The sequence below is a fragment of the Streptomyces sp. Tu 2975 genome, assembly GCF_009832925.1.
GTDB lineage: Bacteria > Actinomycetota > Actinomycetes > Streptomycetales > Streptomycetaceae > Streptomyces.
This window is the reverse complement of sequence record NZ_CP047140.1, coordinates 2,600,682-2,624,200: the sequence shown is the minus strand read 5'-3', so window position 1 is coordinate 2,624,200 and position 23,519 is coordinate 2,600,682. Positions and strand designations below refer to the sequence as shown.

At 69.7% G+C, this 23,519-nt stretch carries 17 protein-coding genes and 1 pseudogene; 12 read left to right on the top strand and 6 right to left on the bottom strand.

Annotated elements, in window-relative coordinates:
• Window positions 1–165 precede the first annotated feature (165 nt).
• From GLX30_RS11360 to GLX30_RS11320, 9 genes and pseudogenes are all read left to right on the top strand, one after another.
• On the top strand, window positions 166–915 hold the full coding sequence (locus tag GLX30_RS11360; RefSeq protein ID WP_159686874.1) for an enhanced serine sensitivity protein SseB: 750 nt from the start codon (window positions 166–168) through the stop codon (window positions 913–915).
• A gap of 134 nt (window positions 916–1,049) precedes the next feature.
• On the top strand, window positions 1,050–1,841 hold the full coding sequence (locus GLX30_RS11355) for an enhanced serine sensitivity protein SseB C-terminal domain-containing protein (protein WP_159686870.1): 792 nt from the start codon (window positions 1,050–1,052) through the stop codon (window positions 1,839–1,841).
• A gap of 211 nt (window positions 1,842–2,052) precedes the next feature.
• Window positions 2,053–3,723 carry an ABC transporter substrate-binding protein gene (locus GLX30_RS11350; RefSeq protein WP_159686867.1) on the top strand — a complete coding sequence of 557 codons (1,671 nt, stop codon included), beginning with the start codon at window positions 2,053–2,055 and terminating at the stop codon, window positions 3,721–3,723.
• A gap of 86 nt (window positions 3,724–3,809) precedes the next feature.
• Window positions 3,810–4,814: an ABC transporter permease gene (locus GLX30_RS11345; protein WP_159686863.1), complete on the top strand. Its 1,005-nt coding sequence runs from the start codon at window positions 3,810–3,812 to the stop codon at window positions 4,812–4,814.
• Window positions 4,815–4,824: 10 nt separating this feature from the next.
• Window positions 4,825–5,778, top strand: a complete 954-nt coding sequence (locus GLX30_RS11340) for an ABC transporter permease (protein ID WP_159694983.1) — start codon at window positions 4,825–4,827, stop codon at window positions 5,776–5,778.
• Window positions 5,779–5,784: 6 nt separating this feature from the next.
• Window positions 5,785–6,783, top strand: a complete 999-nt coding sequence (locus tag GLX30_RS11335; protein WP_159686858.1) for an ABC transporter ATP-binding protein — start codon at window positions 5,785–5,787, stop codon at window positions 6,781–6,783.
• A complete protein-coding gene (locus GLX30_RS11330; RefSeq protein ID WP_159686853.1) occupies window positions 6,780–8,105 on the top strand; it encodes an oligopeptide/dipeptide ABC transporter ATP-binding protein in 1,326 nt (441 codons plus the stop codon). Before GLX30_RS11335 ends, GLX30_RS11330 begins: the two co-directional genes overlap by 4 nt.
• A 46-nt stretch (window positions 8,106–8,151) precedes the next feature.
• Window positions 8,152–8,804, top strand: a pseudogene (locus GLX30_RS11325) (trimeric intracellular cation channel family protein).
• 96 nt (window positions 8,805–8,900) lie between these two features.
• A complete protein-coding gene (locus GLX30_RS11320) occupies window positions 8,901–9,752 on the top strand; it encodes a thioesterase family protein (RefSeq protein ID WP_159686849.1) in 852 nt (283 codons plus the stop codon).
• 108 nt (window positions 9,753–9,860) lie between these two features.
• Here GLX30_RS11320 and GLX30_RS11315 read toward each other — a convergent pair whose 3' ends face one another.
• Window positions 9,861–10,481: a TetR family transcriptional regulator gene (locus GLX30_RS11315; RefSeq protein WP_159686845.1), complete on the bottom strand. Its 621-nt coding sequence runs from the start codon at window positions 10,479–10,481 to the stop codon at window positions 9,861–9,863.
• A gap of 106 nt (window positions 10,482–10,587) precedes the next feature.
• Here GLX30_RS11315 and GLX30_RS34330 point away from each other — a divergent pair, with 106 nt between their 5' ends.
• The 3 genes from GLX30_RS34330 (at window position 10,588) to GLX30_RS11305 (ending at window position 12,456) form a co-directional block, all read left to right on the top strand.
• Window positions 10,588–10,743: a hypothetical protein gene (locus tag GLX30_RS34330; RefSeq protein ID WP_167306813.1), complete on the top strand. Its 156-nt coding sequence runs from the start codon at window positions 10,588–10,590 to the stop codon at window positions 10,741–10,743.
• A gap of 44 nt (window positions 10,744–10,787) precedes the next feature.
• Window positions 10,788–11,159 (top strand): hypothetical protein, encoded by a 372-nt coding sequence (locus GLX30_RS11310; RefSeq protein ID WP_159686842.1) that lies wholly within the window; start codon window positions 10,788–10,790, stop codon window positions 11,157–11,159.
• A 133-nt stretch (window positions 11,160–11,292) separates the two neighbouring features.
• Complete coding sequence (locus GLX30_RS11305; protein ID WP_159686840.1) at window positions 11,293–12,456, top strand: cysteine desulfurase family protein; 1,164 nt, start codon at window positions 11,293–11,295, stop codon at window positions 12,454–12,456.
• 250 nt (window positions 12,457–12,706) lie between these two features.
• Here the strand turns inward: GLX30_RS11305 and GLX30_RS11300 are convergent, their stop codons facing one another.
• The 5 genes from GLX30_RS11300 to GLX30_RS11280 all read right to left on the bottom strand — a co-directional run bounded on the left by GLX30_RS11300 (window position 12,707) and on the right by GLX30_RS11280 (window position 23,513).
• Window positions 12,707–13,990: a hypothetical protein gene (locus GLX30_RS11300; RefSeq protein WP_159686837.1), complete on the bottom strand. Its 1,284-nt coding sequence runs from the start codon at window positions 13,988–13,990 to the stop codon at window positions 12,707–12,709.
• Window positions 13,991–14,062: 72 nt separating this feature from the next.
• Window positions 14,063–16,219, bottom strand: coding sequence for a UvrD-helicase domain-containing protein (locus GLX30_RS11295; protein ID WP_159686835.1), 2,157 nt, complete (start codon window positions 16,217–16,219; stop codon window positions 14,063–14,065).
• A gap of 6 nt (window positions 16,220–16,225) precedes the next feature.
• Window positions 16,226–17,842, bottom strand: coding sequence for a serine/threonine-protein kinase (locus tag GLX30_RS11290; RefSeq protein ID WP_159686832.1), 1,617 nt, complete (start codon window positions 17,840–17,842; stop codon window positions 16,226–16,228).
• A gap of 188 nt (window positions 17,843–18,030) precedes the next feature.
• The gene (locus GLX30_RS11285; protein WP_159686829.1) at window positions 18,031–20,190 is read right to left on the bottom strand and encodes an AIPR family protein; all 2,160 of its coding nucleotides are present in this window, start codon (window positions 20,188–20,190) and stop codon (window positions 18,031–18,033) included.
• 101 nt (window positions 20,191–20,291) lie between these two features.
• Window positions 20,292–23,513: a type I restriction endonuclease gene (locus GLX30_RS11280; RefSeq protein WP_159686827.1), complete on the bottom strand. Its 3,222-nt coding sequence runs from the start codon at window positions 23,511–23,513 to the stop codon at window positions 20,292–20,294.
• Between the last annotated feature and the right edge of the window lie 6 nt (window positions 23,514–23,519).

Genomic DNA, 23,519 nt, shown 5'->3' with positions numbered 1-23,519 from the left:
CGTCCGCTGCGCGGGGTGGGGGAAACGCTCCGGGCGGCGGTCGCGTCCCCGGCACCAGGGTCTTTCGTTCGGATCAGGCAGCCCGGCATGATCCGGACGAGAGGCCCTAGGGTCGTCGCACGACCACGCACCGCCCACGGCTGGGGCACGCACGAAGGACATCGCATGGACATACCCCGCACCGGCTGGCCCGGCAACGAGCTCGAAGAGGTGCTCGCCGCCTCCCTCGGCAACCCCGCGGCCGGCGGCCGCCTGGTCGAGGTGCTCGGCCGCAGCCCGATATGGGTCCCGCTGCCCAACGGCGGCAGTCAGGAGAGCCGGGACCTCGATCTGCCGACCATGGAGATCGACGGCGCCGCGTACGTCCCCGTCTTCAGCTCGGAGCAGCAGTTCCTCCAGTGCGTCGGCGCCCATATGCCCTTCACCGTCGCGCCCGCCAGGGACTTCGCCCGCGGGCTGCCGCCGCAGCTCGGCATCGCCGTCAACCCGGGCGGCGCCGTGGGCGCCCCGCTGCCGCCCGCCGCGGTCGCCGAACTGTGCCGGGTGGGGCGGACGCCGCTCGAGGGTCCGGCCTCCGGCGGCCGGGTACGGCTCTTCGAGCCGGACTGGCAGGAGGAGCCGGTCGACTTCCTCGCCGCCGCGGCCGGCGAGTTCGAGGCCGTCGGAGTCGTGCTGACCGGCCGCCGCGCGCTCGCCTCCATCGAGGGCGACGCGCCGACACTCTTCATCGGTGTGCAGCTCTCGTCCTGGGAGGGCGTCGAGCGCAACGCCCCCATGGACGCCCTCGGCCGGGCCATGGGCCGGGTCCGGCCGCCGTGGCCGGTCAACCTGGTGCTTCTCGACGTCGCGCAGGATCCGGTGGCCGACTGGATGCTCGAGCGCGTGCGCCCCTTCTATCAACGACAGCACGTGTAGGGCTCGGACCCGACACGAAAGAGAGACCCTGTGGTCAAGTCTTTGCCAGGAGGGCCGATTAAGCTGGTTTGATGGCCTGACCAGCCTGACAGAGGCTGTGCGGAACGGTGGGACCGAACGAGGGGCGGAACAGGGTGAGTGCGTCAGGCACCGCGGCGGCCGGACAGGTCGAGCACATGCTGCGCCAGGTGACTCCCGGCCGCTACGACGCGTACGAGGCGCTGCTGCACGCCCTCGCCGACCCTGCGGGCGGCCGGATCTGGATGCTGCTGTGGCACGGACAGCCCGGCTCGCCCGACGCCCAGTACGGCAACATGGAGATCGACGGCGTCTGCTACGCCCCTTGTGTCACCTCCGCCCAGGAGCTGGCCGTCTCCGGCTGGAACCGTGCGCACGAGGTCACCACCGGCCGGGACATCGCCCGCGCCCTCTACCCGGACCACTGGGGCATCTGGCTGAACCCGCACGCTCCCGGCGGCGGTGTGGGTGTGCCGTGGCTGGATCTGCGCCGTATCGCCACGGGCCTGGACCGGATGCCGGCGGGACCGCTGCGGCTGTCGGACCCGGCGATCGAGATCCCGCAGTTCTACGCCCTGCTCACACAGAACGCCCACCGCACCCCCGCCGTCCGCTCGCTGCGGCGTGCCTGGGTGCAGCCCGCGGTGGGGCCCGCGTACCTGGCCATCGGTCTGGATCTCTACGACACCGGCCCGCACTCGGTCGAGACGGTGCGGGTGATGATGCGGCAGTCGGTGGCCGCCGTGCCGGACGGTCTGCCGGTGTCGACCGTGGCCATGTCCGACGAGTACGACCCGGTCACCATGTGGATGCGCGTCAATGCCCGCCCCTTCTACGACCGCGACGCCCACGCGGGGGCGCCGGCCGCCGGCGGTGGGTACGGATATCCTCCGCCGCACACCCGCTGAGCTGGGCCGCTGCGGAAATGACGGGAACGAACTCCGCCGGATGTCAGGGGTGTTAACTCGCCTGGCGGGGATGTCCCGTATCTGCCCGGTTTGTTGAGTGTCCGGGTCTCGAGTAGGTATCACCGCTATCCGGACTGTTCTCCCAGGTGTCTCCCGTCTGTAGTGTTCGGCCGTCAAGACCTCTCCCACGGCGGAACCTCGGGGTGGACCCATGCGAATATTCAAGTCCGGAGCTGTCCGGGCGATCACGGCGGCGGTGGCCGTCGGCCTGATCGCCACCGGCTGCGCCAGCGAGCGGGGCAAGGACGGTGACAAGGGGGGCGACAAGGACACGTTCGTCTTCGCCGGCGCCGGTGACCCCGGCTCCCTCGACCCTGCTCTCGCGAGCGACGGTGAGACCTTCCGGGTCACCCGTCAGGCCTTCGAGGCCCTGCTCGAGCACGAGTCGGGCGGCAGCAAGCTCGTCGGCGGTCTCGCCGAGACGTGGTCGAGCGACCCGGCCGGCAAGGTGTGGACGTTCAACCTGCGCAAGGGTGTCAAGTTCCACGACGGAGAGGCGTTCAACGCCGCCGCGGTCTGCGCGAACTACGACCACTGGTTCAACTGGAAGGGCACCTACCAGTCGAGCGCGGTCTCCTACTACTGGCAGACCATCATGGGCGGCTTCGCCAAGAACGAGGACAAGGAAGCCCCCAAGCCGAACTACAAGTCCTGCACGGCGAAGGACGAGAACACGGCGGTCATCGAGGTCAACGAGCCCTCGGCGAACCTGCCCGGCGGCTTCTCCCTCCAGGCGCTGGCGATCCACTCGCCGAAGGCCATCAAGGAGTACGCGAAGCAGGACGCGACCGCCAAGGGCGACGCGATCACGTACCCCAAGTACAGCCAGGAGGCCGGCACGGTCGCCGGCACCGGCCCGTACAAGATCACGAAGTGGAACAAGGGCAACAAGGAAGTCACCCTTGAGCGCTTCGACGACTACTGGGGCGAGAAGGCCAAGGTCAAGAACCTGGTCTTCCGCACGATCGACACCGAGGCCGGCCGCCGTCAGGCGCTGCAGGCCGGTGACATCGACGGTTACGACCTGGTCGCTCCGGCCGATGTGAAGACGCTGGAGAAGGAGGGTTACGAGGTCCCGACCCGTGACGTCTTCAACATCTTCTACGTCGGTATGACGCAGTCGAAGAACCCCGCGCTGAAGAAGCTCGAGGTCCGGCAGGCCATCTCGCACGCCATCGACCGCGAGGGCATCGTCAAGACGCAGCTGCCCGAGGGCGGCAAGGCCGCGACCCAGTTCATGCCCGACACGGTCGCCGGTTTCTCGGACAAGGTGAAGACCTACCCGTTCGACACCGACAAGGCCAAGGAGCTCCTCAAGAAGGCCGGTGAGGAGAAGCTCTCGATCGAGTTCTGCTACCCGACCGAGGTCACGCGCCCCTACATGCCGGCGCCGCAGGACATGTTCGAGCGCATGAAGGCGGACCTGGAGAAGGCCGGCATCACGGTCACCCCGAAGGCCATGAAGTGGGCCCCGGACTACCTGGACGCCACCGAGGCCGGCTCCTGCGCCCTGCACATGCTGGGCTGGACCGGTGACTTCAACGACGGCTACAACTTCATCGGCACCTGGTTCGCCGGTCCCGACAAGCAGTGGGGCTTCGACGACAAGAAGGTCTTCGACTCCGTGAACGCCGCGTCGAAGGTCACCGACCCCGCGGGTCGCGTGGAGGCCTACAAGAAGGCCAACGAGACGATCATGGAGTACGTCCCGGGTGTCCCGATCTCGGCCTCCCCGCCGGCGATCGCGTTCGCCAAGAACGTCAACCCGCCGAAGGTCTCCCCGCTGACGCAGGAGAACTTCGCCGAGGTCTCCTTCAAGTAATCGAAACCCCAGCGGGTCCGCCCGGCCACAGAACCTCGGTGGCCGGGCGGACCCGCATCGACGCACGTAAGAAAGGGGCACGCGGGGTGCTGCGACTCGTCGTACGAAGACTGCTACAGCTCATACCCACCCTGCTCGGCCTGTCGGTTCTGCTCTTCCTCTGGCTGAACCGGCTTCCCGGCGGACCCGCCTCAGCGATCCTGGGCGAGCGGGCGACCGAAGCCGAAGTGGCGCGTATCAACCGGGCCCTCGGGCTCGACCAGCCCGTCTACGTCCAGTACTGGCGCTTCCTCAAGCGCATCTTCGAGCTGGACCTCGGTACGTCCACCCAGACCGGTCAGCCGGTGTGGGACGAGTTCGCGACGCGGTTCCCGGCAACGGTGGAACTCAGCATCGTCGCGATCCTCATTGCCATCGTTGTCGGCATCCCGATGGGCTACCTGGCGGCCAAGCGCCGCGGTGGCTGGCTCGACGTCGGCGCGGTGTCCGGGTCGCTCATCGGCATCTGCATCCCGGTCTTCTTCCTCGCCCTGATCCTCAAGGGGATCTTCGCCGTCCAGCTGCAGATGTTCCCGAGCTACGGACGGCTCGACACCGGCATGGACGCCACCGACATCACCGGATTCGCCGTCCTCGACGGCCTGCTGACCGGCGAGCTGGACGCCAGCCTGGACGCGATCCACCATCTGATCCTGCCCGCCGTCGCGCTGTCCTCCATCCCGCTCGCCGTCATCGTGCGCATGACCCGGGCCAGCGTCCTCGAGGTCCTCGGTGAGGACTACGTCCGCACGGCCGAGTCCAAGGGTCTCGACAAGCGGGTCGTCCGCGGCCGGCACGTGCTGCGCAACGCGCTGCTGCCCGTGGTCACCGCCGTGGGTCTGTTGACCGGAAGCCTGCTGTCGGGCGCGGTGCTGACCGAGTCGGTCTTCTCCTTCAACGGGATCGGAAACTTCATCCGCACCTCGATCGACGCCCGCGATTACCCGGTGCTCGTCGGGTTCATCCTCTTCATCGCGATGGTGTACGTCCTCATCAACCTCCTGGTCGACCTCGCGTACAGCCTTATCGACCCGAGAGTGCGGGTGCACTGACGTGACGACCATGACGAAGAAGGCCGACAAGATCGACCGGCTCGCCGAGCTGATGCAGACGTCCGAGGTCACGAGCGGCGCGAGCCTGTGGCGCGAGGCCATGCGGCGGCTCAAGGCCAGCAAGATGGCCATCATCGGCGCCGTCATCATCGCGCTGTTCGTGCTCCTGGCGATCATCGGACCGTGGCTCGCCCCGCACAGCCCGTCCGCACAGACGTGGCGCGGCGAAGTCTTCGCCAACAAGGGACAGTTCGTCGGCGCGCGCGGCGAGAACTGGTTCGGCCTCGACCACCTCGGCCGCGACATGTTCTCCCGGATCCTCGTCGGAGCCCGGCAGACCCTGATGGTCGGCGTGGTGTCGATGCTCATCGGTCTGATCGTGGGCGCGCTCGTCGGCGTTCTCTCCGGCGCCGCGGCGACCCTCGGCGGCAGGGCCGGCGAGCGCGTCGACACCGTGATCATGCGCTTCACCGACATCATGCTCTCGCTGCCGTCGCTGCTGCTCGCGGTCTCCATCGCCGCGGTGATGGGCCAGTCGCTGACCACCGTGATGATCGCGGTCGGCGTCGTGCAGATCCCGATCTTCGCGCGACTGCTGCGCGGTTCGATGCTGGTGCAGGGCAGCAGCGACTACGTGCTCGCGGCCAAGGCGCTCGGCATCCGGAAGAAGCGGATCGTCCTCACCCAGATCCTGCCGAACTCGCTCAGCCCGGTGATCGTCCAGGCGACGCTGAGCCTCGCGACCGCGATCATCGAGGCCGCGGCCCTGTCGTACCTGGGCCTCGGCAACCCCGACCCGGCCATCCCGGAGTGGGGCGTCATGCTCGCCCAGGCAGAACGGTTCTTCGACAACGAGCCGATGATGGCGGCCTACCCCGCCATCGGCATCATCATCACCGCCCTCGGCTTCACCCTGCTCGGCGAGGCCATGCGCGAAGCCCTCGACCCGAAGCTGCGAGGCTGAAGTCCCATGGCACTGCTCTCAGTTGAAGAACTCAGCGTCACCTTCACCGCCAAGGGCCGCAAGGACTCCACGGCCGTCGACGGCGTCTCGTTCGACGTCGACCAGGGCCAGGTCGTGGGCCTCGTGGGAGAATCGGGCTGCGGCAAGTCCGTGACGTCGCTCGCCCTGATGGGCCTGCTGCCCGGCAAGGGCGTGAAGGTCGGCGGGCGCGCGGAGTTCGACGGCCAGGACCTGCTGAGCATGAGCCCGCGCAAGCTGCGGGACATGCGCGGCAGCCAGCTGGCGATGATCTTCCAGGACCCGCTGTCCTCGCTGAACCCGGTCGTCCCCATCGGCGTCCAGGTCACCGAGATCCTCGAGCGCCATCGCGGCCTCAAGGGCGAGGCCGCCCGCAAGGAAGCGGCGAACCTGCTGGACCGGGTCGGCATCCCCGATCCGAGCCGGCGGCTCAAGGAGTACCCGCACCAGCTGTCCGGCGGTATGCGCCAGCGCGCGCTCATCGCCATGGCCGTCGCGTGCGCTCCCCGGCTGCTGATCGCCGACGAGCCGACGACCGCGCTCGACGTGACCATCCAGGCGCAGATCCTGGAACTGCTCAAGGAACTGGTCGACCAGGAGGGCACCGCCCTGCTGATGATCACCCACGACCTGGGCGTCGTGGCCGGCCTCTGCGACCAGGTCAACGTGCTCTACGCGGGCCGGGCCGTCGAATCCGCGGGCCGCCGCGAACTGTTCGCGCACCCCACCCACCCGTACGCGCACGGTCTGCTCGGGTCCATCCCCCGGCTCGACGCGCCGCGCGGCGAACCGCTCAGCCCCATCCGCGGATCCATCAACGACCGGATCGCCTGGGCGGACGGCTGCGCGTTCGCGCCGCGCTGCGACTACTACACGATGGAGTGCCTCACCGGCACACCCGAACTGACCGAACCACGCGCGGCCGGACACCAGGTGCGTTGCGTCAACCCGGTCCTTCCCAAGCCCAAGGCGGAGGTCTCGGCATGAGCCTGCTCGAACTCGACGACGTGAAGGTCCACTTCCCCGTCAGGAAGGGCGTCCTCTTCAACCGCACGGTCGGCCATGTCTACGCGGTCGACGGTGTGTCGCTCAAGGTCGAGGCCGGTCAGACGTACGGCCTGGTGGGCGAGTCGGGCTGCGGCAAGACGACGCTCGGCCGCGGTGTGCTGCGGCTCGTGGACATCACCGACGGTGAGGTCGTCTTCGACGGGACGGACCTGGCGAAGCTGCCGGAGGAGGAGATGCGCCGGTACCGCCGGCGTCTGCAGATGGTCTTCCAGGACCCGCTCGGCAGCCTCAACCCGCGGCAGAACATCGAGTCGATCCTCAGCGAGGGCATGGCCGCGCACGGGATCGGCAAGGACCAGGACGAGCGCCGGGAGAGGATCAAGGAGATCCTCGCCAAGGTGGGCCTGCCCACCAACGCGCTCTCCCGCTACCCGCACGAGTTCTCCGGCGGTCAGCGCCAGCGCATCGGCATCGCCCGCGCGCTGGTCCTCGAGCCCGACGTGATCATCTGCGACGAGCCGGTCTCTGCGCTCGACGTGTCGGTGCAGGCGCAGGTGATCAACCTGCTGGAGGAGCTCCAGGAATCGATGGGCCTGACGTACCTCGTCATCGCCCACGACCTGGCGGTCGTCCGGCACATCTCGGACGTCATCGGGGTCATGTACCTCGGCTCCCTCGTGGAGGAGGCGCCGAGCGACGCGCTGTACGCGGGGCCCAAGCACCCGTACACCAAGGCCCTCATGTCGGCGGTCCCGGTGCCCGACCCCGAGGTGGAGGACCGCCGCGAGCGGATCCTGCTCCAAGGGGACCTGCCCTCGCCGGCCAACCCGCCGGCCGGCTGCCGCTTCCACACCCGGTGCCCCTGGGCCCAGGACAGGTGCGCGGCCGAACGCCCGATGCTGACGGACGTCGGTGACGGGCACAAGGTGGCGTGCCACTTCGCGGCCGAGATCGAGGCGGGGACGCTGGAGCTGACGCGCCCGACCGGCATCGAGGCGGTCACGGAGACCAAGGCCGTCGCGGCGGAGGGCCCCGACGCCGACAAGGTCGCGATCCCGGCGCAGCCGTCCGGGGACGAGCCGGCGGAGAAGAAGAAGGCGCAGGAGCAGGACTCCGCGGAGGCCGAGGAGCCGGCGAAGGCCGAGGCTCCGGTCGAGGACGACGCCGCCGACGCTCCCGCGAAGGCCGAGGCTCCGGTCGAGGACGACGCCGCCGACGCTCCCGCGAAGGCGGACGACGCCGACGACGTCGACGCTCCGGAGTCGGACGCCTCCGGCGCGCAGTCGGCCAGGACCGGCTGACGGACCGCCGCACATCTTGGAGCACCGGGCGTTGTAGAACTGTCCGGTGCTCCAAGAACTGTTCACGCCCTCCGTCCAGCATGCTCTCGAGCTCGTCGGCATCTTCGTCTTCGCGATCTCGGGGCACTGCTCGCCGTCCGCAAGAACTTCGACGTGTTCGGCATGGCGGTCCTCGCCGAGGTCACGGCGCTGGGCGGCGGGCTGCTGCGCGACCTGATCATCGGGGCCGTGCCTCCCGCGGCCTTCGCCGATCTCGGGTACTTCGTCACACCGCTGGTCGCGGGGGCGCTGGTGTTCTTCCTGCACCCCCACGTGGAGCGGATCCAGGTCGCGGTCAACGTCTTCGACGCGGCCGGACTCGGCCTGTTCTGCGTGACGGGCACGACCAAGGCGTACGAGTACGGTCTCGGACTCACCTCCTCCGCCGCCCTCGGCCTCGCCACGGCCGTCGGCGGCGGTGTGCTGCGCGATGTGCTGGCCAACGAGGTGCCCTCGCTGCTGCGCTGGGACCGTGACCTGTACGCCGTGCCGGCGATGGTGGGTGCGACGATGGTCGTGCTCTGCATCCGCTTCGAGACGCTGAACCCGTTCACGAGCGGACTGGCCGCGGTGACGGCGTTCGTCCTGCGGTTGCTGGCGATGCGTTTCCACTGGCGGGCGCCGCGTGCCTGGAACCGGCGTTCGGAGACGAGCGAGTGAGGTCCCGCGACCGAAGGGCAGCAGCCGGCCGGCCCCACCCCCCTGACCCGGTGCACAAAGCTACCGCTTAGTAGTTACTTGTTGTACCGTACCGCCATGGCAGAAGCAGCGACTCAGGCGACCGTCGGCAACAGTGAATTCGACCGGGACACGGCGATCACGCGGCGCACGGACGGCGTCTACGACGTGGAACTCTCGGCGGGCTGGACTATCATCCACGCCGTCAACGGCGGTTATCTGCTGGCTCTGATGGGCCGGGCGCTCGGCGACGCGCTGCCGCACCCCGACCCCTTCTCCGTGTCCGCGCACTACCTCACGGCCTCCCGGCCGGGGCCCGCGGTGATCCGCACCCAGACCGTGCGCACCGGCCGCACGCTCTCCACCGGTCAGGCGTCCCTCTTCCAGTACGAGGAGGACGGCACCGAGGTCGAACGGATCCGCGTGCTGGCCACCTACGGCGACCTCGACTCCCTGCCCGACGACGTGCGCACCACCGCCGAGCCCCCGGCGATCCCGCCGCTCGAGCAGTGCCTCGGACCGGCCGACGGTCAGCCTTCGATCCCCGGCAGCTCCGCGATCACCGAGCGGCTCGACATCAAGCTGGACCCGGCGACCGTCGGATGGGCGATCGGCGCGCCCTCCGGCAAGGGCGAGATGCGCGGCTGGTTCGGTCTCGCGGACGGCCGTGACCCGGACCCGCTGTCCCTGCTGCTGACGGTGGACGCGCTGCCGCCGACGTCGTTCGAGCTCGGGCTCTCCGGCTGGACCCCGACGGTCGAGCTGACCACCCACATCCGCTGCCGCCCGGCGCCCGGGCCGCTGCGGGTCTCGATCACGACGCGGAACCTGGCGGGCGGCTTCCTGGAGGAGGACGCCGACGTCTGGGACTCCTCGGACCGCCTGGTGGCCCAGTCCCGCCAGCTGGCCAAGGCCCCTCGGGGCCGGTAGTCGTCGCTGCGGTCCCTGCCGCATCGGCGCATCCCGCCCTCAGGAACGACTCCGGCTGCCTCCCACCCGCTGTGGTGGAAGGCAGCCGTCGCGTTTCCGGCGGGAAGGTCAGGGGCCGTCCAGCCAGTGCCGGCGACCGAGGCTGATGAGGCGCAACTGCCGTACGGCCGAGGCGCGGACCTTGGCCTCGCCGCCGGGGCCGGCCTCCAGGAAGGACGAGGCCGTCATCACCATGTGGTCGACATACACGCCGGCCAGCATCCGGAGATCCTCCTCGCTCCAGCCGGCCGACTCCGGTTCGCCGGCGAACGCGGCCGCCACCTCCTCGGAGAACCGGTCGAGTTGCTCGCCTATCGCCGCGCGGACCGCCGCCACGCCGCCGTGCCGCTCCCGGGCGATGAAGCGGACATGGGCGGGGGAGGTGCGCACGAGCCCGGCGACCAGTGCCACGGTCCGTTCGATGCGGGCCTCGTCGTGGGGCTCCCGCAGCGCCTCCCCGATCGTGAGGTGCAGGCTGCCCAGCGTCTCCTCGACGAGTGCCACGCCGAGGTCCGCCGTGTCGCGGAAGTGCCGGTAGAACGCGGTCGGCGCGACACCCACGGCCCGCGTGACCTCGCGCAGCCCGAGACTGCTCAGGCTCTGCTCCTCCAGCAACTGCAACGCGGCGTCGAGGAGGGCCTGACGGGTCTTCTGCTTCTGGGCCTGACGGATGCCGACGGTGTGACTCATGACATCGAGTAAACAACCGTTCTCCGAAGAAGGGAAGAGTAGACTCACCAGTCAGTGAACAGTCGTACTAACAAGTGTTCACCAAGAAGTCGCCGAAAGGATGACGATGATCGCCCTTGTAGCAGCACTTCTTCTGCTGGGAATCATGCTGGGCGCCGTGGTCCAACTCCCCGCGTCCGTCTCGCTGGTGGCGGCCTCCGCCATCGGTTGCTGGCTGCTCGTCTTCGCCGTGCGTGAGCGCGGCCGGGCCCGCCGCGACTGAACCGCGCGCACAGTCCTCGTACCGGAACCGGAAGGAGAGACATCATGCAACTCGCCGAACTCGTACGTCCCCGGCACCGCGGCGACGACCGCCGCGCGTCCGCCGCGGTCGGCACCGAAGAGACCCCGGAGGCTCCGACGGCCGTGAACGGCCCGGCGGACGACCCCGTGAAGGAACGCCGCAAGGACGCCGACGGTATGGCCGTCGCGGCCTTCGTGCTCGGCCTCGTCGGGCTGCTCGTCATGAACATCGTGCTCGGACCCACCGCCGTCGTGCTCGCGGCACTGGCCCTCCGTCGCGGCACGGTACGCCGCGGCCGCGCACTGCTCGGCCTCGCCCTCGGCATCGCCGATCTCGTGGTGCTCGCCGTGCTCGTGACCGTCAATGGCACCGTCGTCTGGGGCTTCGGCGGCTGACCGCCGACCGGTCCCGGCCGGGACAGAGCCGCTCCCGGCCCCCCACCCGCCCCGCCCGGGGCGCAGGCCCGAGGTCCGTGCACCCCTGCGCCGCGTCCGCGCCCCCGGGGAGCCTCGTAGAATCGAGGCCACCATGGCTTACCTCGACCACGCCGCGACCACTCCGATGCTGCCGGAGGCCGTCGAGGCGATGACCGCCCAGCTCTCCGTCACCGGCAACGCCTCCGCACTCCACGCAGCCGGGCGACGGGCCCGCCGTACCGTCGAGGAGGCCCGCGAGACGCTCGCGGAGGCACTCGGCGCCAGGCCCAGTGAAGTCGTCTTCACCTCGGGCGGTACCGAGGCGGACAACCTCGCCGTGAAGGGCCTGTACTGGGCACGCCGCGACGCCGACCCGGCCCGCACCCGCGTACTCGCCAGCCCCGTCGAGCACCACGCCGTGCTCGACGCCGTGGACTGGCTGAGCGAACACGAAGGGGCGACCGTCGAGTACCTGCCCGTCGACGCGTACGGCAGAGTCCACCCCGAGGCGTTGCGCGAGGCCGTCGGACGTAATCCCGACGACGTGGCCTTCGCCACCGTGATGTGGGCCAACAACGAGATCGGCACGGTCATGCCGGTCGCCGAACTCGCCGCTGTGGCGAAGGAGTTCGACGTACCGCTGCACGCCGACGCGGTCCAGGCGTTCGGTCAGATCGAGGTGGACTTCGCCGCGTCGGGACTCGCCGCGATGACGGTCTCCGGCCACAAGATCGGCGGTCCGTACGGCATCGGCGCCCTGCTGCTCGGACGCGAGTACAGCCCCGTCCCCGTCCTGCACGGCGGTGGCCAGGAACGCCACGTACGCTCCGGCACCCTCGACGCCCCGGCCATCGCCGCCTTCGCCGTGGCCGGCCGGCTGGCCGCCGAACGCCACGAGGAGTTCGCCCGCGACATCGGCTCCTTGCGTGACGACCTCGTACGCGCCGTGCGGACCGCCGTCCCCGACGCGATCCTCGGCGGCGACCCGGACGACCGGCTGCCCGCCAACGCGCACTTCACCTTCCCCGGCTGCGAAGGCGACTCGCTGCTCCTGCTGCTCGACGCCCAGGGCATCGAATGCTCCACCGGCTCCGCCTGCACCGCCGGCGTCGCCCAGCCGAGCCACGTCCTGCTCGCCACCGGGACCGAACCCGACCTCGCCCGCGGCACCCTGCGCTTCAGCCTCGGCCACACCTCGACGAAGGCCGACGTGGAAGCCGTCGCCCAGGCCATCGGCCCGGCGGTCGAACGGGCGCGCAACGCGGGGCTGACCTGACCACTTCTCCGCAAACAAGGCCCCCTGCGATTGCCGGTTACCCCCTCGGATCAGGCGCACCTGGACCAGCCTCCTGGCCTCGTCGAGCAGCTCGGGCTCGTGTCAGAGGTAGCCGCTCAGCGGATCCGCCAGGGGGGACAAGGCCACCGGCCCGTCCTGGCCAAGCGCATGGAGCTCGGACGCGGTGACTGCTGAACAAGCAGGAACGGCCCGAGTGAAGCCTGTCGAGGCAGCCAGAGAGGATCACCGGTCAGTCCGACGGGAGCTCGCGTGGCTGACGGTCGCCGCTCTCCCGGTCGTCCTCCCCGTCCCCGCGCCGGCGGAGCGCTCGCTCGGCGAACCCGTTGGCGAGCCTGCCGGTCGCCCCTCGGGCCCGGTCGAGGGTCCCGTCACGGAGGCGCCGGGCCGCGTCGGCGCCCTCCGTTCCCTTCACGAGCACCTTGTCCCGCACCTCCGCAGCCGCTTCACGCCATCGCCGCGCTTCCAGCGCCTGCCGCCCGCGCTCGATGCCGAGCCGCCCGTGGAAGTCGACGACGTTCCCCTCCACGTGGTTGCTCGCGTGCACCACGTCCCGGGACGCGGTCGGGTGCAGCAGCACTTTGGCGTTGGCCGTGCCGGCAGCCGCGATCATGCAGGCGATCAAGCGCTCGGTGCACCGCGCGATCAGCTCCTGCCGGTTCTGCCGGGCGGTCCGCAGTCCCAGGCGATGCAGCTCCAGTTCCTCCGGGGCCGTGTCCAGCACTCGGTCGAGTTCGATGACGGCGATCGCGTCCTGCAACGCGAAGCAGCGAGCCAGCACGGCGAGCCACTCCTGGGCCTTGGCCTCGGCCTCCTTGGACGCCTTGGCGAGATCACCGACTTTGGTCCCGCTCTCCACCTTTCCCGCGAGGGCGTCGAGCTGCCGCACCGCGTACGCCTGGGTCGTCGCGATCGTCGTCGACGCGCCCTGCACCTTCGACCAGGTGATCTCGGAGACCCGTCCTACCTGCTCCCGGACGGTCATCGCCTCCTCGATCATGAAGTCCACGCCGATCATCTCCGCCAGCGCGGCGTCCTGCTGGGCGCGGAGAACGTCGTCGACCTTCTGGTCGATCGCGGCGAGGTACTCGGTGACCTCGTCCATCGCCTGCTGCATCGCGAGCTGCGCCATGACCGTCGCGACACCGGCCAGACGCGCCGGGTTGCCCAGCTTCGACGCGGGCCCCTGCGCGAACTCGACGAAACCCTTGATCCGGCCCTTCTCGCCCCTCAGCACACCCGTGCTGAGTCCCGACGCGGCGCTCTTCCGCAGTCCGTAGGCGTCGATCTTCTGCGCGGTCTCCTTGGTCAGCTTCACCCAGCGCCCCGATGCGGCGGCCATGTCGGAACCCGCCTGGGCGGCCGCGGCAACGTCCCCGAGAGCGTACCGGAGCCGTCGCAGGCCGAGGTCCTTCGACGGCAGTCCCTCGGAGACGAGGAAGCGTTCGACCGCCGTCGGGTGCCCTATGACCGCAAGGCCGTCGCCGTCACTGATCAGCTGGATCTCGTCGGCCATGGCCGGCTCCTTGTATGGCTCGTACCGAATGAGGTGTGGTTCCGGCGGGTGAGAGGGGTCCGTGGGGCGTGGTCACGCGTCCGGGCACCCGGCTTCCGCCAGGAACGCGCTGGGTTCCCCCGACCACGACACGTAGAGGCTGTCGCGCGCCCGGGTGCAGGCCACGAACAGCAGACAGCGTTCGGACATCAGGTCCGTCTCGTGCTGGAGACGGTCCACGTCGACGGGTGTGACGGCTTTCGCGAACGGCAGCGCCCCGTCGTTCACGCCGACGACGGCCACACACCGGAACTCGAGCCCCTTGAACGAGTGCATCGTCCCCACCCGCACGGCCGCTGCCGCGTCAGAGGCCTCGGACTTGAGCGGTGCCGCCGCGACGCCCGCCTCCTTCAGACGGGACACCGCCTTGGCGCACGTCTTGTTGAAGCGCGCCGTGACGCCGATCTCCCCGGCGGCGACCCCCGCGTCCAGCCACGCGCGGACCTGCTCCATCAGCGCGTCCAGCTCCGCCTCCTCGGAGGCGGCGCCGTGCAGCGCCGGCCCGTTGCCGTGCAGGGCCGAGCGATAGCCCAGCAGGGTCTCGTTGCGGTCCTCGTCCTCCAGCTGGGCGATCGGGCGTCCCACCAGCAGCGCGGTCGACCAGCGCAGGATCTCGTGCGTGCTGCGGTAGTTCTTGCGCAGCTTCACCGAACGGCCTGTGACCTTGATGCCCAGCGACTTCAGCGACACCTTGGAGTCGTAGATCCGCTGGTGCGGGTCCCCGGCGATGAACAGGTCGTCGGGGCGGGGCGGGACGGCGGCCCGCAGCAGACGCCACTGCGCGGGGTGGAGGTCCTGCGCCTCGTCCACGACCACATGCCGGTACAGGGGCCCGTTGGTCTCCAGCAGCCGCGCCGCCTCCGCGCAGGTCTGCGTCCAGGTGCGGGACAGGTCCTCGTCCAGGTCCGCCAGGAAGCGTTCGACCGTCCGCCACACGAGGGGCCGTTCCGAGGCGGCGAGACGGCTGCCGCGCCCGCGCCGGTCGGCCGTCTCATAAGCGCTCAGGCTCGTGATGTCCTGCGCCAGGATCACGTGCCGGTACTCCTGCACGAGGAACTGCGCGGTGCCGGTGAAACCGGTCGCGGCCGCGGCCTTGCCCCAGCGGCTCTCCTCCTGGTTGTGCAGCAGCGGCTTGCGGGCGACGGCGCCCGGCGGCTCGGCGACGACCCGGGCGGCGAAGGCGTCCACCGTCGTGATGTCGACGCGGTCGCGTAGCCGGGGGTCCTCCACGAGCGATGCGAGCCCCGAGCGGAGCGCGTTCACCAGGGCGTTGGTGTACGAGGTGAGCAGGATGCGCTCGCCGTCCCGCAGGTGCCCGAGCAGGTGCTTGACCCGGTGCAGTGCCACCACGGTCTTCCCGGTGCCGGGTCCGCCGGACACCTGCGCCGGGCCGGAGAACGACGCCCGGTAGGCGACCTTGTGCTGCGACGGGTGCAGGAACACCCGCCAGGCGGCGAACGGCTTCTCCAGGATGTCCCGCAGCTCCTCGGAGGCCGTGATGAGCGCGAACCGGGTCCGCGTGTGCTGGATCGCCGTCTCGTAGTCCGTGGTGTCCACCGGCTCCGGCGCCGTCTGCTGGGCGGGGGCGACGACGTCCCGCCACACCTCCTCGACGGTGAACCCCTCGGCGAGGTACTGCAGCACCTCCCGCTGGTCCTGCGGCAGCAGCGGTGCGAACACCTCCAGCTGCTCCTTGTCGGTCAGCGACCGGGCCTGCCGCAGGGTGTCCGCGTCGATGCCGAGGGCGGCCAGCTCCCCGTCGGAGAACTTGGCGAACAGCCGCCGGCCGGGGGCCTGGGCCTGTGCGACGCGCTCGTAGGCGGGGGTGAGCTCGTCCAGGGTCGCCGCGTCGCGGATCTCGACCGCCCGGGTGACGGAGTTGATGCTGGACCGCTGCTTCAGGGCCCAGGCGATCGCCTTGTCGTGCGGCATCACCCGCAGCAGGACGAACGTCTCCCCGGATCGCGGGGCGAGCACCACACCGCGCGTGGACTGGTCGATCCGGATGGTCCGGATCAGCTGGTCCTTCGCCTGGACGAGGCTCTCCAGCTTCAGCCCCTGGTCCTTGAACAACTGGTCCAGGGTGAGGCGGTCGAACTTCTCCCAGGCGTCGATGACCCCTTTGCGGACCGTCGGCTGGAGCTTGTGCAGGCCGGTGAGGAATCCGATGTCGAACGCGAGCTGCGGCATGCGCGGTCAGTCCTTCCGGTGCGCACGGGGGGCGGCGTCGGGCCCGCCGAGGGCCAGGCGGATGCGGGTCAGCGCGTCGGCTATCTCGACGGTGTCCTCGTCGTCGGGGCCGTAGAGCACGAGAAGGTCCTCGTGGAGCGGCAGGAGCATCTGGCGGGCGTCGGCCGCCCGGCCCTCCGACAGCAGCAGGAGCCCGACACTGCGCCGCAGGTCGATCGCCTCCTCGCTGGCGTCGCTCTCCACCGTGCGCACCACGGCCAGGACGTCCTGGAGCTCGCGCAGTGCCACGGTGACCTGCCCGAGTTCCGCCCGGCAGTGCGCCGCCTGCGCCCGGCAGCCGCGGGCCTGCTCGCTCGTGGGCCCGCCGGTGCGCGCGTAGGCGTCGGCGAGCGCGTCGAACTCGGGCAGCGCCTGCCGGAAGTCGCCGTTCAGGAGGCGGCCCGCGGCCCTGCGCTGCCTCAGTCCCAGCACGTGACCGTTCTCGGCCCCCAGCACGGGGGCCACCTCGTCGATGGTCTCGCCGAGCACCTCGACTGCCTGCGCGAACCGCTCCTCCTCGAAGAGGGCCTTGACGTGCAGCAAGGCGTCCTTGATGGCCGCCCGCACGTCGTCGGGCAGTAGGGCGGCATGCCGGGCTCCGGGGTCCACCACGGTCGGCTGCAGGCCGGCCGGGCGGATCCCGGGGCGCGGCAGTGGCGCGTACGGGCGCCGGAACACCCCCGTCGGATCGGGTGCGTCCGCCGGGCCCGAGGCGTGGGGCACGGACGTGTCCCCGGGTGCGGGCAGGAACGGCAGCAGCCGCTCGTACACCTCCTGGGTGTCCGCTGGCCGGTGCTCGGGCCGCTTGCGCAGCAGGTGCAGCACCAGCGCCTCCAGCGCCGACGGCACCTCCTCGCGCAGTTCCGTCAGCGGTACGGGCTCGTCCTCGACGTGCTGCCGCATCAGCAGGAACGGAACCGTCCCGTCGAAGACGGGCCGTCCGCAGAGCAGTTCGTGCAGCACACAGCCCAGTGCGTACAGGTCGCTCTGCGGCGTGATCCGTCCGCCCTGCACCTGTTCCGGCGACATGTAGGCGGTGGTGCCGACCGGGCTGCCGGTGGAGGTGATCTTCGTGACGTCCGTCCGCAGCAGTGCCGCGATGCCGAAGTCCAGCACCTTCACCGTGCCGTCGCGCGCGACGAGGATGTTGGAGGGCTTCAGGTCCCGGTGGATGACGGGCACCTCGTGCGCGTGCGAGAGCACCGTGCACACCTGCGCGGCGACGGCCGCCGCCCAGGAGAGGGGCAGCGGAGCGTCCGGGGCGATGTAGTTCGTCAGCGAGACGCCGTCCAGCAGCTCCATCACCAGGTACAGGTGCCGGTACGACGCGGCGGGGTCGAGCACCGCGTCGTAGACCTGCGGCACCCCGGGGTGCTGGATCCGCGCGGTGACCCGCGCCTCCCGCCGGAAGCGCCGCGCGAACTCCTCGGCGAGGTGCGGTGATGTGACCGACTCCTGCCGCACCACTTTCACGGCGATGGGCCGGTCGAGCACGGTGTCGTAACCGCGCCAGACGTCGCCCATGCCGCCGTGGCTGAGCTCCTCGACGAGCTCGTAGCGCTCCGAGATCACCTGTGGCGGCACGATCGGCCCTCACTTCCAGCCGTCTGACCCACGACAACCTGCTCCTTGTCTGCGCCGCCAGTGTGGCGAACCGATGATCATTGGTCCAGAAGGAGTCGACCTGGCCGAAGCAGGGTCGACGCTTCGCGACTGTCCATCCGCCCGGGACGTTTGTGCGTGGGGCAGCGGACCGGACGTGGACGGACCTGTCAGTCCAGGGGCTCCGCGACGGAGTCCTCGTCCTCGTCATCGCTCTGTGCGGCGAGGAGCTTCCACGCCAGCCTGGCCAGGGTCTCGCCGGAGGGCACGGTCCAGCGGGCAGTGCCCTGGTTCGCCACCGGGCGTCCTTCCCATTCCGCGAGCTCCCACATCTTCGCCACCAAGCCCGAGGGCGAGTACCGCTGTCCGTCCGCGGTCCACAGGATGGGCTTGCTCCGGTGATTCACCCATGTCGCACGGGCGCGAAGAGGGTCCTCTGCAAGCCATGCGGTCAGCGCGTCGATCTCGGGCTGGAGCACCATGTGGAGGGCGAGGGGGGTCCCTTCCTCCAGCGCGCTCTTGTCGACGATGACGTGTACGGCGTTGGGCCGCCGCGTCTTGCGCGGCCTTGCGGAGCGCCGGTACTTGTTCTCGGCCGGAGCTGTCACGCCGCCGTCCAACAGACGGAGCACCTCAGCGGTCAGTTCCTTGCACTTCCTCGTGTCGGTGCACATGGCGCGAATCTGCGCGCGCTCCCCGACGGCGTCCATGGCGGTGACAAGCGCAGGAACGACCCGGTCCACCGACGCGGGCACGTTCGCGAGGGCCTGCTCCGTCGCCTCCGCGTCGGCTCCGGAGATCGCGTCACGGTCGAGGAGCCTGAACACGATGTGCGCGATCAGATAGGTACCGTGCTCCACCGCGGCAGCACCGCGTCCCTCGTACTGAGGCCGCAGCTCGTGCAAACGCGACCGGACGGAGCGGAGCACGCGCACGGAGTTCCACAGCTGGTAGACGCTCGGCTGAGGGTGGAAGAGAATGTCGTAGACACCTTGGCTTCCTCGTTCCCACAGCACGTCCAGCGAATTCGCGATCCGGGCTGAGTACTGGCTGTTGGAATGAGCGCATGCCAACGCGCACGCTGCCTCGACAATCGAGCATCCGGAATCCGCCGGAGGGTCGAGCTCACTCCGCCTTACGCTGTAATCCAGTCCGAACTCGGCCTTCATCTCCTCCATCAGCGAGGCCTGAACGGGATCGAGTGATACGAAGTCCCGCGCTTCGATCCGATTCTGCCGGTTGGTGGACTGGGTGACCTGCTTGGCGAAGCCACTGGCCTCGCCGGTGACGATGACCCGCACACCGACCTTGGCGTACGCCGCGTCACCTGATCCCTTTGTGACCGCGTCGGCGATGGAACGAACCGTCTGCGCGCCGTTCACCACGCTGGCGCCGTTCAGCACGAGTCCCAGAGGGTGCTGCTCCGGTGCGAGAAGGGACTGCTGCGACTTCTTCACCGATTCGCACAGGATGGTGATCCCGTTATTGAAGTACAGGAAACGAGCCGGTTCCTGGGTCAGCGTGGCCGTCAGCTCGTTGTTGATGGAGGTCAGCCCCAGCGGGTTGCGGATGTTGAGGTTGAACAGGTCGCTGCCGTGGTCCCGAACCCAGCCGGCGACCTCTTCCGCGTGGACCACACCCTGATAGGACTCGTAGGGGGAGCTGATGCTGAACCAGGGGAAGAGACTCGCCGACATGTCCACAGGACGGATCGCGATGTCTTCGCGCACCTGCTGCCAGATCTCGGCCGCATGGATGATCCGGTGCCCCAGTATGTTGCCGTGCTTGTTGAACTCGGACTCGCCGTTGGCGATCGCAGCCCTGGCCTCATGCGAGACCGTGTCGGTCCCCATGAGTGCGATGACCTGCGTCACCGCGACAGCACCCGTCCCCATGAGCGCTTTGGCCTTCTCCGCGAGTTCGCGCCCCTTCGGGTTGAACTGTGAGAACTCTTCGCTGTCTATGAGACGCAGGCCGGCGAGGAGCTTGTGCACGGCGTCCGTCTTCGCCGTGGCCGTTCCCTTGCTGCTCCACTTCGCCTGCACCAGATAGACGTGTGGAGGCTCCTCGACGATCGCGATGGCGTCGATCCCCTGGTCAGCTCCGCCGTCGATGACCGTCATCGCTGCTTCCCGCGGGCTGCAACCGGTGACGATCCGCACGGCATGGGCAGTGAGTGCACGGGACAGCATGGCGTTGGTCCACTGGGTCTCCGGGCGCCCCGCCCAGTCGCTCATGTCGATGAGTTCGGTGTAGGTGTCCGTGAACGCTTTGGTGACCTGCCGTACCTGCGTCGGCACGTCCGGAAGGGGCGAGGCGGATAACGTCATGGCTCGACTTTCCTCAGGCTGGTGCGGCACTTTGATTCGCTACTGTGGCGGACAGTTGCCCGCGACACGGGCGGTGGGGCAACTCGGCTACGGGGTCTTCGTCAGGCCGCGTCGTCGACGCCCTCCTCCTGGCGGATCATCCGCCAGGCGGCGCGCCGGGCGCTGCGGTTCAGGGAGGACCGGAAGTCCCGGTCCGGGCCGAAGTACTGGCGGCCGAGCCCGGCGATGGTGTCGATGTGGTCGGCCATCTTGTCCTCGAAGACGTCGTCGAAGACCACGCCGAAGTTCTCGGGGTCGTCGTTCGCGACGGCCGCGCGCCGGACCTTCGGGTCGGCCTTCGCCTCCTCGAACGGCACGATCACGTCCTGCTCGGTGAACTCGGTGCCGAACTTCTCGTTGAACCGCTCGATCAGCTCCGACAGCAGCGACTTCTCCTGCTCCTTCGCCCCGCCCGTGCCGTCGCCGAACCCCGGCATTACGGACGGCCCCTCGGCCGTCAGGCCGAGGTCGTGCTCGCCGGTCTGCTCGACCCGCAGATGGCTCAGGTCGACGTCCCCGATGTCCACCCCGCCGTCCGCCCGCCGCGGGAGGCGGTTGAGCAGGTGCCGGCCGTACAGGTACAGCCGCTCCAGCTCGGCGTCCCGGTAGGGCACGATCTGCGCGAGGAAGCCGTACTTGCGGACGTAGTCGTTCAGGTCCGCGCGGAAGTCCTCGGCGCTCTCCTGGTCGTCCTCGTCCTCGCTGTCGACGAGCGCGGTGAAGCGGGCGACGGCGGGGGAGAGGTGCCGGTACAGCTCCGCGTGCAGCTTCTCCCACTTCGCCTGCGAGCCCGCGGCCTTCTCCTCGGCGGCGAGGTACGCCTCCACGAACTCCCGCATCTCCTCGTCGGTGAGGACCGGCGCGGACATCACCCGGCTCTGCGCGGTGTAGAGCAGGTTCGGGTCGGTCGGGAGGGTCATCGCCTCCTCGAAGTACGGCCGGAACGACTCCCGGACGTCCTCCGCGTCGTTGACGAAGTCCAGCACCGCCAGGTCCGCCTGCGCCTTCCGCTCGGCGGTCCGGTTCAGCCGCGACAGCGTCTGCACGGCCGAGATGCCGGCCAGCTTCTTGTTGACGTACATCGTCGTCAGCAGCGGCTGGTCGAAGCCGGTCTGGTACTTCTCGGCGACGACCAGGATGCGGTACTCCTGCTGCCCCTTGCCGCCCGACCGCGTGGACCTGTCGTCGGCGCGGGTGTAGGCGAACGCCTTCGGCAGCGCGCTCTCCGGGATGCCGCCGTTCTCCTTCGACTCGGAAGTCTCCGAACCGTCGTAGTCGAGCGTCCCGGAGAAGGCCACCAGGACGCCGATGTCGGGGTACTTGACGTGGTACTCGCGGTCCGCGATGTAGCTGCGGATGGCGCGGGCCATCTGCACGGCGCTCCTCCGGGACGCGGTCACCACCATCGCCTTCGCCCGCCCGCCGAGCCGGCCGCGGGTGTGGGTGACGAAGTGCTCCACCACGATCTGGGCGTGCTGCGCCACGGTCGAGTCGTGGGTGAGCGCGAACCGGGCGAGCAGGGTGTTCGCCTTCGACGGGTCCACCTCCCGCTCGTCCGGGTTCTCGTTGACCAGCTTCCAGTACGTGTTGTACGTGACGTAGTTCCGCAGCGGGTCGAGGATGAAGCCCTCCTCGATCGCCTGCCGCATCGAGTACGTGTGGAACGGCCGGTACGTCGCCTTGCCGTCCACGATCTCGCCCGGAGTGCCGAAGAGTTCGAGCGTCTTCGACTTGGGCGTGGCGGTGAACGCGAAGTAGGAGAGGTTCGCCGCGCGGCCGCGCTGCTCGGCCTTCTTCAGGAGCTTCGCCTCGGTGGTCGCCGGGCCGTCTTCGGCCGGGGCGGCGGCGGTCGTCTTCCCGGCGCCGGGCTCGTCGGAGTCGGCATCCAGCCCGAGGTCACGCAGGGCGGCGCGGACGGCGGTGGCCGCGTCCCCGGACTGCGAGGAGTGCGCCTCGTCGACGATGATCGCGAAGTTGTGCCCGTGGATCTCGGTCGGGTTGCGCTTCAGGTAGTCGAGCAGCGCGGGGAAGGTGTGCAGCGTGACGGTGACGATCTTCCCCGTCTCCCGGGAGAGCGCCTGCGCCAGCTGCTCGGACTTCGCCCCGTGCTTCTCGTCGATCTTCACGACCAGCCCGGCGGTCTGCTCGAAGCTGCCGACGGTCTCGCGCAGCTGGGCGTCGAGGTTGCGGCGGTCGGTGATGATGACGACCTTGTCGAACACGGGGACGCCGGGCTTCAGCCCGGCGGCGAGCGCCTCGGGCGCGAGCTCGCGCGGGTCGTTCGGCGTGTGCAGATCGCTGAGCCGGTGCCCGAGCCACCCGATGGTGTTCGACTTCCCCGACCCGGCCGACGCCATGACCAGGTAGTTGTGCCCCGCGCCGTGCGCCGCCGCGTGCGCGGTGAGCTTCGTGACGACGTCCCACTGGTGGTAGCGGGGGAAGATCACCGTCTTGGTGCTGCCCCCGCCGGGCGTCTTCTTCTTGTGCAGGTGCACGAACCGTTGGAGCAGGTCCAGCCAGGTGTCCGGGTGCCAGATCTGCTCCCAGAGGTAGGAGGTGGCGTACCGGCCGTAGGCGGTGGGCGCAGGGTTGCCGGCGCCACCGGGGCGGCCGGGGCCCTCGGACCCGGTGTTGAAGGGCAGGAACCGTGTCTTCGCGCCACGGAGCTGGGTGGCGACGAAGACCAGGTCGGTGTCTATCGCGAAGTTCGCGACGACCCGGCGGGTGAAGATCAGCTCGGTGGGGTCGCGGCGCGTGCGGTACTGCTCCTTGGCGTGCTCGACGCCCTGCTTGGTGAGCGCGTTCTTCAGCTCGGCGGTCGCGACCGGGATGCCGTTGAGGAAGAGGGTCAGGTCGAGCTTGTGCCCCCAGTCGGCTTGCTTGGTGGCGTAGACGACTTCGCGGACGACGGTGAGGCGATTGGCCCGGTACGGCGCGAGGACGGAGTCGTCGGCGATCAGGTTCGGCTTGAAGTACGCGACCCGTATGCGGACGCCCCGGTCCTTGACGCCCTTGCGGAGGACGTCCAGGAGCCCGTCGGTCGCGATCGCCTGATCCAGGCGGCGCGCGAAGCCGCGCTCGGCTTCGGTGGGGCTGTTGCCGTAGAGCGCGAGGAGGTCGTCCCACTCGGTGGGCTGGGTGTCCTTGATGAACGCGAAGAGCTGGGTCGGGTCCAGGCCGAGGTCGGCTTCGTAGTCGGAGGGGCTGCCTTCGGTCCAGCCGCGTTCGAGCATGGCAGCGACGATGGCGTTGCCGAAGCGGGACTCGTCGTGGACGGGGCTCATGGCGGG

Bases quoted from the DNA above. Each gene is read 5' to 3' on its own strand.
- GLX30_RS11360 (WP_159686874.1), top strand. From the start codon at position 166: ATGGACATACCCCGCACCGGCTGGCCCGGCAACGAGCTCGAAGAGGTG.
- GLX30_RS11350 (WP_159686867.1), top strand. From the start codon at position 2,053: ATGCGAATATTCAAGTCCGGAGCTGTCCGGGCGATCACGGCGGCGGTG.
- GLX30_RS11340 (WP_159694983.1), top strand. From the start codon at position 4,825: ATGACGAAGAAGGCCGACAAGATCGACCGGCTCGCCGAGCTGATGCAG.
- GLX30_RS11335 (WP_159686858.1), top strand. From the start codon at position 5,785: ATGGCACTGCTCTCAGTTGAAGAACTCAGCGTCACCTTCACCGCCAAG.
- GLX30_RS11330 (WP_159686853.1), top strand. From the start codon at position 6,780: ATGAGCCTGCTCGAACTCGACGACGTGAAGGTCCACTTCCCCGTCAGG.
- GLX30_RS11320 (WP_159686849.1), top strand. From the start codon at position 8,901: ATGGCAGAAGCAGCGACTCAGGCGACCGTCGGCAACAGTGAATTCGAC.
- GLX30_RS11315 (WP_159686845.1), bottom strand. From the start codon at position 10,481: ATGAGTCACACCGTCGGCATCCGTCAGGCCCAGAAGCAGAAGACCCGT.
- GLX30_RS34330 (WP_167306813.1), top strand. From the start codon at position 10,588: ATGATCGCCCTTGTAGCAGCACTTCTTCTGCTGGGAATCATGCTGGGC.
- GLX30_RS11310 (WP_159686842.1), top strand. From the start codon at position 10,788: ATGCAACTCGCCGAACTCGTACGTCCCCGGCACCGCGGCGACGACCGC.
- GLX30_RS11305 (WP_159686840.1), top strand. From the start codon at position 11,293: ATGGCTTACCTCGACCACGCCGCGACCACTCCGATGCTGCCGGAGGCC.
- GLX30_RS11300 (WP_159686837.1), bottom strand. From the start codon at position 13,990: ATGGCCGACGAGATCCAGCTGATCAGTGACGGCGACGGCCTTGCGGTC.
- GLX30_RS11295 (WP_159686835.1), bottom strand. From the start codon at position 16,219: ATGCCGCAGCTCGCGTTCGACATCGGATTCCTCACCGGCCTGCACAAG.
- GLX30_RS11285 (WP_159686829.1), bottom strand. From the start codon at position 20,190: ATGACGTTATCCGCCTCGCCCCTTCCGGACGTGCCGACGCAGGTACGG.
- GLX30_RS11280 (WP_159686827.1), bottom strand. From the start codon at position 23,513: ATGAGCCCCGTCCACGACGAGTCCCGCTTCGGCAACGCCATCGTCGCT.